This window comes from Halomonas sp. MCCC 1A11062 (assembly GCF_021404355.1).
Lineage (GTDB): Bacteria > Pseudomonadota > Gammaproteobacteria > Pseudomonadales > Halomonadaceae > Halomonas > Halomonas aerodenitrificans.
Genome location: NZ_JABFTW010000001.1, coordinates 402,236 through 416,850, shown reverse-complemented (window position 1 = coordinate 416,850; position 14,615 = coordinate 402,236). Strand labels below are relative to the sequence as shown.

The 14,615-nt window shown below is 64.4% G+C and carries 15 protein-coding genes; 5 read left to right on the top strand and 10 right to left on the bottom strand.

The window, feature by feature from the left end:
• Window positions 1-21 precede the first annotated feature (21 nt).
• Window positions 22-360, top strand: a complete 339-nt coding sequence (glnK, locus tag HOP58_RS01900; RefSeq protein WP_010625807.1) for a P-II family nitrogen regulator — start codon at window positions 22-24, stop codon at window positions 358-360.
• Between the two features lie 74 nt (window positions 361-434).
• Here the strand turns inward: glnK and HOP58_RS01895 are convergent, their stop codons facing one another.
• Window positions 435-1,211, bottom strand: coding sequence for a ferredoxin--NADP reductase (locus tag HOP58_RS01895; RefSeq protein WP_010625808.1), 777 nt, complete (start codon window positions 1,209-1,211; stop codon window positions 435-437).
• Window positions 1,212-1,357: 146 nt separating this feature from the next.
• Between HOP58_RS01895 and HOP58_RS01890 the strand changes: the two genes are divergently transcribed.
• A complete protein-coding gene (locus tag HOP58_RS01890; protein ID WP_010625809.1) occupies window positions 1,358-2,284 on the top strand; it encodes a LysR family transcriptional regulator in 927 nt (308 codons plus the stop codon).
• Between the two features lie 41 nt (window positions 2,285-2,325).
• On the opposite strand, the gene HOP58_RS01885 is transcribed toward HOP58_RS01890, so the two are convergent.
• From HOP58_RS01885 to phnD, 6 genes are all read right to left on the bottom strand, one after another.
• Window positions 2,326-4,389, bottom strand: a complete 2,064-nt coding sequence (locus tag HOP58_RS01885; protein ID WP_234259376.1) for a methyl-accepting chemotaxis protein — start codon at window positions 4,387-4,389, stop codon at window positions 2,326-2,328.
• 132 nt (window positions 4,390-4,521) lie between these two features.
• Window positions 4,522-4,950, bottom strand: a complete 429-nt coding sequence (locus HOP58_RS01880; protein ID WP_010625811.1) for a host attachment protein — start codon at window positions 4,948-4,950, stop codon at window positions 4,522-4,524.
• A 101-nt stretch (window positions 4,951-5,051) separates the two neighbouring features.
• Entirely contained in the window at window positions 5,052-5,861 is an 810-nt protein-coding gene (gene phnE / locus HOP58_RS01875) for a phosphonate ABC transporter, permease protein PhnE (RefSeq protein WP_010625812.1), read from the bottom strand.
• The gene (gene phnE / locus HOP58_RS01870; RefSeq protein WP_010625813.1) at window positions 5,855-6,664 is read right to left on the bottom strand and encodes a phosphonate ABC transporter, permease protein PhnE; all 810 of its coding nucleotides are present in this window, start codon (window positions 6,662-6,664) and stop codon (window positions 5,855-5,857) included. Before phnE (HOP58_RS01870) ends, phnE (HOP58_RS01875) begins: the two co-directional genes overlap by 7 nt.
• Window positions 6,651-7,460 carry a phosphonate ABC transporter ATP-binding protein gene (phnC, locus tag HOP58_RS01865; RefSeq protein ID WP_010625814.1) on the bottom strand — a complete coding sequence of 270 codons (810 nt, stop codon included), beginning with the start codon at window positions 7,458-7,460 and terminating at the stop codon, window positions 6,651-6,653. The genes phnE (HOP58_RS01870) and phnC overlap by 14 nt, the downstream gene beginning before the upstream one ends.
• A gap of 73 nt (window positions 7,461-7,533) precedes the next feature.
• Window positions 7,534-8,535 carry a phosphate/phosphite/phosphonate ABC transporter substrate-binding protein gene (gene phnD, locus HOP58_RS01860; RefSeq protein ID WP_234259375.1) on the bottom strand — a complete coding sequence of 334 codons (1,002 nt, stop codon included), beginning with the start codon at window positions 8,533-8,535 and terminating at the stop codon, window positions 7,534-7,536.
• Between the two features lie 180 nt (window positions 8,536-8,715).
• On the opposite strand from phnD, the gene HOP58_RS01855 reads away from it, so the two are divergent.
• From HOP58_RS01855 to HOP58_RS01845, 3 genes are all read left to right on the top strand, one after another.
• Window positions 8,716-9,306 (top strand): histidine phosphatase family protein, encoded by a 591-nt coding sequence (locus tag HOP58_RS01855; RefSeq protein WP_010625816.1) that lies wholly within the window; start codon window positions 8,716-8,718, stop codon window positions 9,304-9,306.
• Window positions 9,307-9,425: 119 nt separating this feature from the next.
• Window positions 9,426-9,854, top strand: coding sequence for a hypothetical protein (locus HOP58_RS01850; protein ID WP_234259374.1), 429 nt, complete (start codon window positions 9,426-9,428; stop codon window positions 9,852-9,854).
• Window positions 9,855-9,959: 105 nt separating this feature from the next.
• Entirely contained in the window at window positions 9,960-11,495 is a 1,536-nt protein-coding gene (locus HOP58_RS01845; protein WP_234259373.1) for a diguanylate cyclase, read from the top strand.
• On the opposite strand, the gene HOP58_RS01840 is transcribed toward HOP58_RS01845, so the two are convergent.
• The 3 genes from HOP58_RS01840 to HOP58_RS01830 are packed head-to-tail and all read right to left on the bottom strand — an operon-like array spanning window position 11,473 to window position 14,553.
• Complete coding sequence (locus HOP58_RS01840; RefSeq protein ID WP_035589725.1) at window positions 11,473-12,201, bottom strand: amino acid ABC transporter ATP-binding protein; 729 nt, start codon at window positions 12,199-12,201, stop codon at window positions 11,473-11,475. The genes HOP58_RS01845 and HOP58_RS01840 overlap by 23 nt on opposite strands.
• A gap of 50 nt (window positions 12,202-12,251) precedes the next feature.
• Window positions 12,252-13,352, bottom strand: coding sequence for an amino acid ABC transporter permease (locus HOP58_RS01835; protein WP_234259372.1), 1,101 nt, complete (start codon window positions 13,350-13,352; stop codon window positions 12,252-12,254).
• Window positions 13,353-13,362: 10 nt separating this feature from the next.
• Window positions 13,363-14,553 (bottom strand): amino acid ABC transporter permease, encoded by a 1,191-nt coding sequence (locus tag HOP58_RS01830; RefSeq protein ID WP_234259371.1) that lies wholly within the window; start codon window positions 14,551-14,553, stop codon window positions 13,363-13,365.
• Window positions 14,554-14,615: the final 62 nt, after the last annotated feature.

The window sequence follows — 14,615 nt, the reverse complement described above, 5'->3', positions numbered from 1 at the left end:
ACGACAATGAGGAAACAGACCATGAAACTGGTGACCGCCATCATCAAGCCGTTCAAGCTCGACGACGTTCGCGAGTCGCTTTCGGAGATCGGGGTGCAGGGTATCACCGTGACCGAGGTGAAGGGCTTCGGTCGTCAGAAGGGCCACACCGAGCTCTATCGCGGTGCCGAATACGTGGTCGACTTCCTGCCCAAGGTGAAAGTGGAGATCGCCATCGACGACGACCTGATCGAGCAGGTGATCGATGCCATCACCCAAGTGGCCAATACCGGAAAGATCGGCGACGGCAAGATCTTCATCACGCCGCTTGAGCAGGTGATCCGGATTCGTACCGGCGAAACCGGCAAGGATGCGGTATAAGCCCAGTCAAACAAAAACCCACGACCGCAAGGCCGTGGGTTTTTTGAAGCTCGCCAAGCACCGAACGCCCCTTTTTATTTCTCGACGAAGGCGCGCTCGATGACGTAATCGCCGGGTTCGCCCATGCGCGGCGAGATGTTGAAGCCCAGGTCGTCCAGCAGGGCGCTGGTCTCGTCGAGCATCGCCGGGCTGCCGCAGATCATGGCGCGGTCCTGCTTGGGATCCATCGGCGCAATGCCGGTGTCCTCGAACAGCTTGCCGCTGCGGATATGGTCGGTGAGGCGGCCCATGGTGTGGAACTCCTCGCGGGTCACCGTGGGGTAGTAGACCAGCTTCTCGCGGATCTCGTCGCCCAGGTATTCGTGAGCCGGCAGCTCCTTCTGGATGAAGTCGGCATAGGCCAGCTCGCTGACGCTGCGCACGCCGTGCACCAGGATCACCTTCTCGTAGCGTTCGTACACCTCCGGGTCCTGGATCAGGCTCATGAACGGGGCCAAGCCGGTACCGGTGGAAAGGAAGTAGAGGTTGCGCCCCGGCAGCAGGTCGTCGGTGACCAGGGTGCCGGTGGGCTTGCGGCTGACCATGATCTGGTCGCCCACCTTGAGGTGCTGCAGACGCGAGGTCAGCGGGCCATCGGGCACCTTGATGCTGAAGAACTCGAGGTGGTCCTCGTAGTTGGGGCTGGCGATGGAGTAAGCACGCATCAGCGGCTTGCCGTTCACTTCGAGGCCGATCATCACGAACTGACCGTTCTTGAAGCGCAGGCTGCGCTCGCGGGTGGTGCGGAAGCTGAACAGGGTGTCGTTCCAGTGGTGGACACTGAGAACCTCTTCCAACGCAAACTTGCTCATGCCGGCTCCTAGATATTCCTATATCGAATAAAGCATTGGGCTAGATGATTTGCTTGCATTATAAGAGCGCAAGGTTTATCTGTTAATTGGATTGTATGGATATCCTTTATCCAGATTACTGATATAGATCAACATCGAGCCGTTTCATGCATTTCACCCTGCGCCAACTCGAGGTCTTCGTCGCCGTCGCCCAGCACGAGAGCGTCTCCCGCGCCGCTCGGGCGCTCTCCCTGTCGCAGTCGGCCACCAGTACCGCCCTGGCCGAACTCGAGCGCCAGTTCGACTGCCAGCTGCTCGACCGTATCGGCAAGCGGCTGCGGCTCAACGCGCTGGGCTTTCAGCTGCTGCCCAAGGCGGTGGCGCTGCTCGACCGCGCCGAGGAGATCGAGGAGATCCTGCACGGTCAGCAGGGCATCGGTTCGCTCGACGTGGGCGCCACCCTGACCATCGGCAACTACCTGGCGACGCTGCTGATCAGCGATTTCATGCAGCGCCATCCGGGCAGCCGAGTACGCCTGGCGGTGCGCAATACGCGGGAGATCATCGACCGCGTGCGTCAGCACGAGCTCGACCTGGGGCTCATCGAAGGGCACTGCGAGGAGGAGGACGTGATCACCCAGTCCTGGGTGGAGGACGAACTGTCGGTGTTCTGTTCGCCCCGCCATCCGCTGGCCGGCCAGGGGCCGGTGGAGCTGGAGCGGCTGCTGCGCGAGGCCTGGATCATGCGCGAGCAGGGCTCGGGCACGCGCATGACGCTGGAGCAGGCCGCAAGGCACCGCCGCGGGCGCTTCAATACGCTGCTGGAGCTGGAACATACCGAGGGCATCAAGCGCGCGGTGGAGTCGGGGCTCGGCATCGGCTGCGTGTCGAAGCTGGCGCTGCGTGACGCCTTCCGCCGCGGTAGCCTGGTGCCGATTCCCACTCCCGAGCTCGACCTGAGCCGCCAGTTCGCCTTCATCTGGCACCGCCACAAGTACCTGGCCACCGGCATGCGCGAATTCCTGCGCCTGTGCCGGCAGATGACCGAGGGGGTCAGGCGCAGCGACGAGATCGACCTGCCGCCGGTCTCCTGACCCTCCTGTTGCCTTACCCCAGGGTCCCTTGGCCCCTGCCGTCAGCGATCGCGCAGACGGAACCCGCCGACGACCTGGGCCAAACGATCGGCCTGCTCGCTGAGCTGCTCGGCGGCGGTGGTCGACTCCTCCACCAGCGCGGCGTTCTGCTGAATCGTACGGTCGAGGTCGGCCACGGCCACGCTGACCTGGCCGATGCCGTCGCTCTGCTCACCAGCGGCCATACTGATCTCGCCGAGCATGTTGGCTACCCGGTTCACGCTGGCCATCAGCTCGCCCATGCTCTCGCCGGCGCGTCCCACAAGCTCGGTACCGGTGATGACACGCTGGCTGGAGGCCTCGATAAGGGAACGGATGTCGCGCGAGGCCTCGGCGCTGCGCGTGGCCAGTTGGCGCACCTCACCGGCCACCACGGCGAAGCCGCGGCCGTGCTCGCCGGCCCGGGCGGCTTCGACCGAAGCATTGAGCGCCAGCAGGTTGGTCTGAAAGGCGATGCCGTCGATGACCTTGACGATCTCGCCGATCTGCTGCGACGAGCGGCTGATCTCCTGCATGGTGTCCACCACCTGGCCGACCGTTTCGCCGGAGCGCTGGGCGACCTCGGCGGCCGACTTCGACAGGCCGTTGGCTTCCCGCGAGGAGGCCGAGGTGTGCTCTACCGTGGCCGAGATCTGCTCCATGGAGGCGGTGGTCTGCTGCAGACTGGCAGCGGCCTGCTCGGTGCGCCGCGACAGATCCTCGCCGCCGTTGGCGATCTCGCTGGCCGCTATACGTACCGATTCGCTGCTGGCGCGCACGTCGAGCAGCACGTCGTGAATCTTGTCGACGAAGGCATTGAACTGAATGGCGAGCTCGGCGCTCTCGTCGCGCCCTCGTACCGGCAGGCGTTGGGTCAGATCGCCGTCGCCGGTGGCGATCTCACGCATGCGTTCGGCCAGCAGGCGCAGCGGCCGCGACACGCGGGTGCCGACCCACCACAGGGCGGCGAGCCCCAATGCCGCCAGCAGCAGGCCGACCAGCGCCATGCCCAGGGTGTCGGCCCGGCGCTGCTCGTTCATCATCGCCTGCAGCGCCGTTAGCTCTGCCATCACCGCCGCTTCGGGCAGCCGGATCATCAGCGTCCAGGGCTGCTCGCTCTCGCCGATGGTGAAGGGCTGATAGCGCTCCAGCATGCCATCCCGCACCAGGCTCACGCTGGAGCCCTCCGCCTGAGCCTGCTCGAGGGCCGACAGCACCTGAGCATCGAAGGCTTCGCTTGCCGCATCGCCGAGCCGCTCGGCATTGGCGGTATAGGCCACCAGCCCCCCGCGCCCCGCCACCAGGGCCATTTCGCCCGCCCCTCCGTAGAGCGACTGGTTGGCCTCGAGCAGCAGTGCCTGGATGAAATCCAGCGACAGGTCGACACCGGCCACGCCGCGAAACGCCCCCTCGACCAGGATCGGCACGTTGAACGAGGTGACCAGTAGCGTCTCGCCGCCGAAGTCGTAGGGCGCCGGGTCGATGATACAGGGGGCGAGGCTCTCCCGCGGGCAGAGGTAGTATTCGCCCTCACGCACGCCATTGCCGAGCAGCGCCGTGCTCTCCATGGTCTCGCCCAGCGGCAACACCTCGACGCCGCCCTCCCCGGTGCGATACCACCAGGGCATGAAGCGACCGCTGCCGTCGTAGCCGTCGCTTTCGCCAAGATCGGCATACAGCGCATCGCGGCCGAAAGCATCAGGCTCCCAGCCGATGAAGGCGTCCAGCAGCGAAGGGTTCTGCACCACCGTCTCGCGCACCAGATTGGAGAGCTCGCGCCGGCTCAGGCCAAGGGCGGTGCGGCCGCTGCCGTCCCGCTGGCCCATCAGCGCGTTGGTATCTGCCAACTGGGTGGCCAGGGTCAGGGCATGCTCGAGTTCGCGCTGGATCCTGCCGGCCTCGGCGTCCGCCAACACCGCCAGGCGCTCGTCTACGGCCCCTTCGAGCAGTTCGCGCGTGTGGGTCTCGACGGTCTGCTGGGTACGTGCCGAGGAGAACAGGGCATAAACGACCAGAGCCACGACCACTGCCAACAGGCAGGGTCCGGCCAGCATGACCACGAATTGGCGGATCGATCTGAGGTGCATGGGCGTTCTCGCTGAAGTGGATAGCATGTTGCAGCGAAGTAAACTTCACAGCCATGCTCCTTCTATCGGCAAGAACGCCCCTTTCTTGAGTGCACGCTTGAGTTCAGGCTCGAGCGCGAGGCCAAAGTCGCTTCAGCGCATGTCGCTGACGGCTTTCTGGATATCGTTCAGCGGCGCCTTGGAGAGATCCTTGTCCAGGGTGTGGATGATCAGCTTGCTGGTCGGCCCGTCGATCTTGTCACGCAGCACGCCCAGGAAGCGGGGCGGAGCGACGAGGATCAGCTTGTCCATGCTGTTGTCGACCCTGGCCTTGTAGATTCGCTCGGCGATCTGCTTGGCGAAGATCTCCGCCTCATGGTCCAGCGCCACGCTGTCACCGCGACTGGAACGCCGAGTGTGAGAGGTCGACTCGTCGACGGCTCCCGTCTCGCCGGTGACCAGGTCTCCCTCGTGCAGACGCCCTTCGGCGTGCACCAGGCTCTCCTTCTCCTCCAGCTTCAGCGCGTCGCGGGTGAATACGCGCGCCCTAGCCGCATCGGCCACCACGATATACGTTGTCATAGCCTCTCCTTGATGCAGTGAATGGAGCCCCATCGCGGGACCTCGATTTCAACATGGCAAGGGCAGCCGGGAAGGTCAACCGACCAACAAGCCGTCGTCCCTCAGAGCACCTTGCGTCGCAGCAGGCCCGTCACCGCCTCGCCGATCAGCACTAGCACGATGATGGCGATGAGGATGGTGGCCACCGTGGGCCAGGCGAAGGTGTCGATCGCTCCCTGCAGGATCACCCCGATACCGCCGGCGCCGACCAGACCCAGCACCGTCGATTCACGGATGTTGATGTCCCAGCGCAGGATGACGATGGCGAAGAAAGCTGGCATCACCTGGGGCACGACGGCATAGGCGATGACCTTGGCCTTGGAGGCGCCGGTGGCTTCCATGGCCTCCACCGGGCGACGGTCGATCTCCTCGATGGCCTCGCCCATCAGCTTGCCGATGAAGCCGATGGAGCGAAACATGATGGCCAGGATTCCCGCCAGAACCCCGGGGCCGAAGATGGCCACGAACAGCAGTGCCCAGATGATGGTGTTCACCGAGCGGCTGGCTACCAGGATGAAGCGCCCCAGCCACAGGCAGGCGCGGTTGGGCGTGGTGTTCTGGGCCGCGATGTAGGAGACCGGCAGCGCAATGAAGATCGTCAGCAGGGTCGCCAGGGTGGCGATGTGCACCGTCTCCAGCAGCGCGTTGGTGATCGCGGCAAGCCGCGAGGGGTCGGGCGGCCACATGCGCGCGCCCAGGCTCGAGATCTGGTTGGGAGCGTCCCACACCCAGGGCCAGAAGATGTCGATGTCGCGTATCGCCCAGTAGACCACCATCACGGTAATCAGCAGCACGCCGTAGCGGATCAGCTGCTGCTTGCGGTCGTAGCGCCGCCAGACGCGGTCGGCCAGGGCTCCGGCATGATCTACCATATCTTCTTCCTCACCCAGCCGCTGATGCCTTCACTGACCAGAATCACGGCAATGATCATGAGCAGGATGGCAAAGGCGAAATCGTAGTCGTAGCGACCGAAGGCATTCATCAGGGTACCGCCGATGCCGCCGGCGCCGACGATGCCGACCACCGCCGAGGCGCGCAGGTTGCTGTCGAGCTGGTACATGGAGAGCCCCACCTGGCGCGGCAGGATCTGCGGAAACACGGCATAGATCAGCGTCGCCAGGTAGCCCGCTCCGGCGGCTTTCATCGCCTCGACCTGGCCCCAGTCGATCTCCTCGATCTCCTCCGCCAGCAGCTTGCCGACGAAGCCGATCGAGTAGATCGTGAGCGTCAGGATCCCGGCCAGCGGACCGAAGCCCACCGCTGCCACGAACAGGATGGCGACGATCACCGGATGGAAGCTGCGCGAGACGATGATCACCGCACGTCCGAGAAGGTAGATGGGCTTGGGCGCCACGTTCTTGGCCGCCATCACGGCGAAGGGGATCGACAGCGCTACCCCCATCAGGGTGGCCAGAATGGCGATCTGGAAACTCTCCTTGAAGCCGGTGATCAGCAGCCCGCTGCGCTCGAAGCTGGGAGGAAAGCCGCCGCCGAAGATACGTGCCGCCCGTGGCAGGCCCTCGCTGATGCGCGCCCAGTTGAACGGCAGCGAGCCGAAGGCCCACACCAGGTAGACGATCACCACCAGCCACAGCCCATAGCGCAGCACCGGGTTGGCGATGAAGGGCGGTTTGCGCCAGGTACGCGGCGCGGCGGCCTGGTCAGGTCGAGTCATGAGCCACCCCCTGCTGCGCCGGGCGGCCGGGCTCCTCGGTGATCTCGTCTTCGGCTGTCTCGATGCCGCCGTAGATGGCGTCCAGCGCCTCCTTGCCGAAATCGGCCGGCGCGCCGTCGAAGATCATCCGGCCATGGCGCAAGCCGACGATGCGTTCGGTGTAGGCCTTGGCCTGGGCCACGTTGTGAATGTTGATCAGCACCGGCAGTGAGAGTTCGCTGGCCAGGCTCTGCAGCAGCTTCATGATCTGCTCGGAGGTACGCGGGTCGAGCGAGGCCGTAGGCTCGTCGGCGAGCAGGATTTCCGGTTCCTGCATCAGCGCCCGTACCACGCCGACCCGCTGACGCTCACCTCCGGAAAGCTCGTCGGCCCGCTTGTTGGCATAGTGGGCGATGCCCACCCGTTCCATCAGCGTGAAGGCGCGCTCGATATCGCTCTGGGGATAGCGGCGGGTAATCGCCTGGTAGAGATTGACGTAGCCGAGCCGTCCTGCCAGCACGTTCTCCATCACCGTGAGACGGTCGATCAGGTTGAAGCCCTGAAACACCATGCCGATCTTGCGCCGGGCACGGCGTAGTTCGCGCCCGCGCAGGTGAACCAGCTCGGTGCCGTTGAGCTTGATCGAACCCGACGTGGGCTCCACCAGGCGGTTGATACAGCGCAGCATGGTGCTCTTGCCGGCCCCGGAGGCGCCGACGATGGAGACCACACTGCTGCCTTCGACCGTCAGATCCAGCTCTTTGAGCACCGGCTCGTCACGGCCGTAACGCTTGACCAGCTTTGAAATTTCCAGCATTCACCCACCTCGCGGAAAGAGAAACGGAGACGCCCCCGGCGAAGCCGAGGGCCCCGGCTGCACGCTGCCAGGTTTACTCCTGCTCCAGGTCCTCGCGGGTGTAGCGCACGTCGTTGGCGGCCTGGATGGTACGGATGACCTCCCAGTGCTCCTGGTAGTTGATGGGGATGAACTTGTCGACGCCCTCGAACTCATCGCCCAGCGCCGTGCCTTCGAAATCGAAGGTGAAGAAGGCTTCCTTGATCTTCTCGACCAGGTCAGGGTGGAGGTTGTGCGCATGGTTATATGAGGTGGTGGGGAACGCATCGGTCTCGTAGATGATCTTGACCTCGTCCGGATCATAGAGACCCCGCGCCGCCATGCGCTCGACCACCTCGGAGGCCACCGGTGCGGCGTCATAGTCGCGAGCGACCACGCCCAGCATCGACTGGTCGTGACTGCCGGAGTAGACCACCTCGTAGTCCTCATCGGGCACGATGCCGAGCTCCGGGAACAGCGCCCGCGGCGCCAGATTGCCGGAGTTCGACGTTGGCGAGGTGTGCGCCACCCGCTTGCCACGCAGGTCCTCCAGATCGTCGATGCCGGAATCGACGTGAGTGTAGACCTGCAGGGTGTAACCGAACTGACCGTCGTCGGAGCCCATCAGGGCGAACGGCACCGCGCCGGCCAGGTTCACCGCGAACGGCGTCGGGCCGGTGGAGAAGCCGGCGATGTGCAGTCGCCCGCTGCGCATGGCCTCGACCTGAGCCGAGTTGGACTGCACGGCGAAGAAGCGTACGTTACGCTCGGTCACTTCCTGGAGATGATCAATGAAGGGCTGCCAGATGTCGGAGTAGATGGCTGGATCCTCCACCGGGGTATAGGCGAAGATCAGCGTATCGGGGTTGGCCCACTCGGATTCGTCGGCGGGCAGATCGGCGACCATGTCGCCATCCTCGTCGCAGAAAAGAGTGTCCAGGGCGCCGCGGGGGCAGTCGGCCTGGGCCTGCGCCGAGATCAGCAGGGCCAGAGGCAGCAGGCTGGACAGAGCCAGTGAATTGAGGGCGGCGCGGCCGAAAGTCTTAGGTGTTGTCATTGGCGTGTCTCTCTGATCTTTGTCGTTATTCGAGTTATTGGATTCATGTATGCCGATCTTGCGGCAAGACGCGGGATGACCTGTGCCGGCATCCCGCCTAGCCTGCTCGAAAGTGAACATGCTGAAGCCCGCATGATCGCAAACGAAACTAACCTTCAATCTAGGTAGTGTGACAAGACGATGTCAAACCGATTTCAATTCTCTTCGGGCTCGCGCCACAACCGCTACCTGCTGATGCGGCATGGTCACAGCGAGGCCAACGAGCGGCACCTGATCATCAGCACCCCGGCCAGGGGGCTCTCGGCGTTCGGCCTCTCCCACCAGGGCGAGGCACAGCTGCAAGCGCTGCTCGACGACTGGCGCTGGCCATCGCCGACTCGCATCCTGCATTCCGACTTCCTGCGTACCACCGAAACCGCCACCCGAGTGGCCACTCACTTCGGGCTCGCGCTGCAGGCCGAGCCGCGCCTGCGCGAGCGCGACTTCGGCGATTTCGAAGGTGGGCCGGACTGCCGTTATCCCGACGTCTGGGCGCTGGATGCCCAGGACCCGGAGCATTGCGAGCATGGCGTGGAGAGCGCCGCCAGCGTCGCCGCTCGCATGCAGGGGGTAATCGCCTCACTGGAGCAATCGCTGCGCCAGGAGACCGTGCTGCTGGTGAGCCACGGCGATCCGCTGCAGATCCTGCTGACCGCCCTGGCGGGCCGTGCGCTCGGTGAGCACCGCGCCCGCGACGCGCTGCTACCGGCCAGCATCACCCTGCTCGACTGAGCGGCGAAGCGCTGCCCGACGTAACGGCTGACGCTGGCCGCGATCTGGGGTAGCATCGAACCGCCGGCAGGGATGTCGGACCGTTCATCGTATGCCGATGTCCCTAAGGGAGGAGCCCGATGCGCCAATTTCTGTTTCCCAGCCGCCCCATGTCCCGCGGCTTCCTACTCTTCTTGCACCTTCTGTTGCAGATGGGGCTGCTTGTAACCGCCGCTCTATGGCTGCTGCCACGCACCCCTTGGTTCGCTGCCACCGACTGGTACCTGGCCTGGCCCGAACTGGCAGCGGGTGCCGGGCTGTGGCTGGCGGCAGCATTCACGCTGCGCCTGCTCATCGAGCTCTGCCTGTTGCCTCATCACCTCGCCGCTCGTGCCGGTTTCGCACCCGGCGACGTGGTGACGCGCTCCTTCGAGCGCCGCCCTGCAGTACATGATGCCCAGGCCGCATGGACCAGCGAGGCACGCTCGGTCGAGATCGAACCCAGCGTGCTGGGCAGCGCACGAGTGACACGCCCCGCCGAGCCCCTCAAGCCTCAGGGCAGCATCTGACCTTCGGCCGGCCAGAATTCGTCCCATTCATCGTGCACGCTACGGTGTAACAGAAATGTAAGCCTCTGTTATGATCGGTCTACCGCCCGATGGATGAGTCGACCCATGACGGTTCCGATCCAGCCAGACGCCATGCGCCTCCTCGCCGCTCTCGCCAAGGGCAGCCGGGCCTTGATGAAGGGACGTTTCTGGGGCGACGGCGTCGATGCACTGCTGGGCGAGATCGGCCGGGCCTCGGGGGCCAGCCGGGTATGGATCTTCCAACTGCTGGAGCTGCAGGACGAGGCGGTCATTCAGGACTATGTGTTCGAGTGGGCCGCCAAGCCACGCTATCGCCAGCTCACGCAGAAGCGCTTTCGCTTCTTTGCCAGCGTTTTCGATGACCCCACCTACCGCCACATGGTCGCCGAGCGTCAACGCGGCATGTCACAACGCTTCATCACCGAACGAATGGCGCCGGGGCCGCTGCGCGAGAACCTCGAGAGCCAGCAGATACTCTCGATGATCACGGTCCCCATCATGGTGGACGGCCGCTGGTGGGGCACGCTGGGAATCGACGACTGCGAGCGCCCCCTCGACTGGGAGGGCGCCGGGCTCGACGCACTCATCATCGCCGCAGAACTGATCGCCTCGTCACTCTATCGCCACCAGCTGACCAGCCGCCGACGCCAGTTCGAGCTGTTTCAACAGGTCGCCGAATGCGGGATCTGGGAAATCGACCTGCATAGCGGTTCGACCTGGTGCTCTCGCGCCCTGCTGCGCACGCTGGGCTACCCCGACGACTATGCCCGCCTGCCGCTACGACGGTTGCTGGCCCATATGCTAAGAGCCGACCGGCGGCGCCTGTGGAAGCGGATGCGCCAGTGCCTGAACGGCTCGGATGCAGGCCAGAGCTTTCGCCTGGACGTGCGGCTGCAACGCCCTGGAACCCCGGCACGCTGGCATGAGCTCGTCGCCGAACTGGCTTGCGACACCAGCGGCCGGCCCAGCGTCATATCGGGGCTGGTCATCGACATCAGCCGTCGCAAGCAGGGAGAGGAGCGAGCCATGCTCGCCGCCGAGTACGATGAACTCACCGGCGTGATGAACCGACGCGGCCTGACACGCCATCTGCAGACGACACTAAAGCGCTCCTCGACCACGCTCTGCCACCTGTTGATGCTCGACATCGACCACTTCAAGCAGATCAACGATCGCTACGGGCACCCCGCCGGCGATGCCCTGCTCAAGCTGGTCGCCACACGGCTGGACAACGAGCTGCGCGGCCAGGACGTGCTGGCCCGCATGGGCGGCGAGGAGTTTGCGGTATTCGTCAGTGGGCTCGACGATGCTCTGGCGTGGCTGCTGGGCGAACGTCTGAGGGCCAGCATCGCCGATACCCCCTTTTCGCTTCCCCCGCTGGCGGGCATGGCCGCAGCACCGCCCGTCATCATCACGATCAGCATCGGTATCGCCCGGCTGATTCCCGGCGAGGATCTGGAGCACGCCCAGAGCCTGGCCAGCACTCAGGCCGACCAGGCGCTCTATGCCGCCAAGCGCACGGGACGCAACCGTGTCATGGCGTATCCTCAGGCGACGCCGGCGATGCAGCAAGCCACACCGCCGCCGGTCTCGCCACCTAGTGACCGAGGATCTGACTGAGGAAGAGCTGGGTACGCTCGGACTGCGGGTTGTTGAAGAAAGGCTCCGGCGCATTCTCCTCGATGATCTGTCCCTGATCCATGAAGATCACGCGGTCGGCCACGGTCTTGGCGAAGCCCATCTCGTGGGTCACGCAGAGCATGGTCATGCCCTCGTTGGCCAGCTCGACCATGACGTCGAGCACCTCCTTGATCATCTCCGGGTCGAGCGCCGAGGTGGGCTCGTCGAACAGCATCACCTCGGGGTGCATGCACAGCGAGCGGGCGATCGCCACGCGCTGCTGCTGGCCGCCGGAGAGCTGGCCCGGGTACTTGCGCGCCTGCTCGGCGATACGCACCCGCTCCAGGTAGCGCATGGCCTGCTCCTCGGCCTCGCGCCGCGGCTTCTTCTGCACCCACATTGGCGCCAGACAGCAGTTCTCCAGCACCGTGAGGTGCGGGAAGAGATTGAAGTGCTGGAACACCATGCCCACATTGCGGCGAATCTGCTCGATGCGCTTGACGTCCTGGGTCAGCGGAATGCCGCCGACCACGATCTCGCCGGCCTGATGCTCCTCGAGATGGTTGATGCAGCGGATCAGCGTCGACTTGCCCGAGCCCGAAGGGCCGCAGATGACGATGCGCTCGCCGCGCTTGACCTCGAGATCGATGTCGCGCAGCACGTGGAAGTCGCCGTACCACTTGTTGACGCCACGCATCTGGACCATGGGGGTCTCGTTGCCGGCCTGGGTTGCTTGTTCAGTCATTGTTCTCATTCCTATCTCTTATGGCCGGTGTGCAGCTTCCGCTCGAGGTACTGACTGTAGCGCGACATGCTGAAGCAGAAGACCCAGAACATGAACGCGGCGAACACGTAGCCCTCCAGGGCGAAGCCTAGCCAGCGGGAATCCGACAGTGCCGCCTGGACGATGCCCAACAGGTCGAACAGACCGATGATCATGACCAGGGTGGTGTCCTTGAACAGCGAGATGAAGGTGTTGACGATACCGGGAATCATCATTTTCAGCGCCTGGGGCAGCACGATCAGGCCCATGCGCATCCAGTAGCTCATGCCCAGCGCCGCCGCCGCTTCCTCCTGGCCGCGGGGTATCGCCTGCAGCCCGCCACGGATGACCTCGGCCATGTAGGCGCTCTGGAACAGGGTGATACCGATGAAGGCGCGGATCAGGCGGTCGACGCTGACGCCGGTGGGCATGAACAGCGGCAACATCACCGAGGCCATGAACAGCACCGTGATCAACGGCACGCCGCGCCAGAACTCGATGAACACCACGCAGAAGCTCTTGACGATGGGCATCTGAGAGCGCCTTCCGAGCGCCAGCAAGATACCGATCGGCAGCGCTCCCACCATGCCCACCACGGCCAGCACCAGGGTCAGCATCAGACCGCCCCAGCGATGGGTCTGCACGACGGGCAGGCCGAAGTGGCCACCGTAGAGCATGACGTAGGCGAATACCGGGAAGGCCACCAGGGTTGCCAGCGCCACCCAGCGCTTGAACGGTAGGCGCGGAATCATCAGCCAGGCGATCATGCCGACGAAGACGGCGAAGGTCACATCGACCCGCCAGATCTGGCTGCGCGGATAGAGGCCGTAGATGAACTGGGTGAAACGGGTGCTGACGAAAACCCAGCAGGCCCCCTCCCGTGAGCAGTCGTCTCGGGTGGTACCGACCCAGTCGGCATTGATGAGGGCCCACTGGATGGTCGGTACCAGCAGCAGATAGAGCAGGTAGAGGCCAAGCAGGGTGAAAATGGTGTTCACCGGCCCGCTGAACAGGTTGGCACGCAACCAGGCGACAGGCCCCACCGTATTACTCGGCGCAGGACGCGCCTCGATCATCTTGTATTGAATCGTCATGGCGCCTCTCCTAGCGTTCCACCAGCGCCACGCGGGCGTTGAACCAGTTCATGAACATCGACACCAGCAGGCTGATGGTCAGATAGACCGCCATGGTCATGGCGATGACCTCGATCGCCTGACCCGTCTGGTTCAGCGTGGTACCGGCGAATACCGAGACCAGGTCGGGATAGCCGATGGCCGTGGCCAGCGAGGAGTTCTTGATCAGGTTGAGGTACTGGCTGGTCAGCGGCGGAATGATCACGCGCAGCGCCTGAGGCACCACCACCAGGCGCAGCACCAGGTTCTGCGGCAGGCTCAACGCCTGGGCCGCTTCGGTCTGACCATGGGAGATCGCCTGGATACCGGAGCGCACGATCTCGGCGATGAACGACGCCGTGTAGATCGAGAGCGCCAGCCACAGAGCGAGGAACTCCGGGATGATGGTGATGCCGCCGCGGAAGTTGAAGCCGCGCAGCTCGGGTACGTCCCAGGTGACGGGTACGCCGGTCGCCAGCAGAACGAATAGCGGCAGGCCGACGATCAAGGCCAGCGAGATCCAGCCCGCAGGCAGGCGCTTACCGGTAGCTTCATGGCGGCGCTTGTTCCAGATCGTCAGCGCGATGCTGGCGACGACGGCGACACCGAAGGCCAGCGGGATCAGGCCGAAGCCCGACTCGAACAACGGCTCGGGCAGAAACAGCCCGCGCACGTTGAGAAAGATGACTTCGCCGAAAGCCAGGCTATCGCGCGGACCGGGCATGGCCCGCAACACGGCGAAGTACCAGAAGAATATCTGCAGCAGCAGCGGGATGTTACGGAATATCTCGATATAGCCGCTGGCCAGTCGGGCGATCAGCCAGTTGGGCGACAGCCGCGCGATACCGACGATAAAGCCGATGATAGTGGCGGCCACGACACCCAGTGCCGATACCAGCAGCGTATTGAGCAGGCCCACCACGAAGGTACGGCCGTAGGTGCTCTGGGACGAATATTCGATCAGGGTCTGGCCGATGCCGAAACCGGCGGTTCTGTCGAGAAAGCCGAAGCCGGTGGTGATGCCGCGGGCGGCCAGGTTGTCCTGGGTATTGCCGATGATGTAGAGCAGAAAGGCGACGACAGCGGCAACCAGCAGCGCCTGGAAGATCAGGGCGCGCTTGGCGCGGTCGCGCCAGAAAGGCGGTTTGGGGCCCAGCGAGTGAGCTTTGGGACGAACGGACATGAAGGGACTCTCCGCCTGGATCCGTCAAGCAGTTATCAAACCCCGGCCTGGGGGTATCCAGG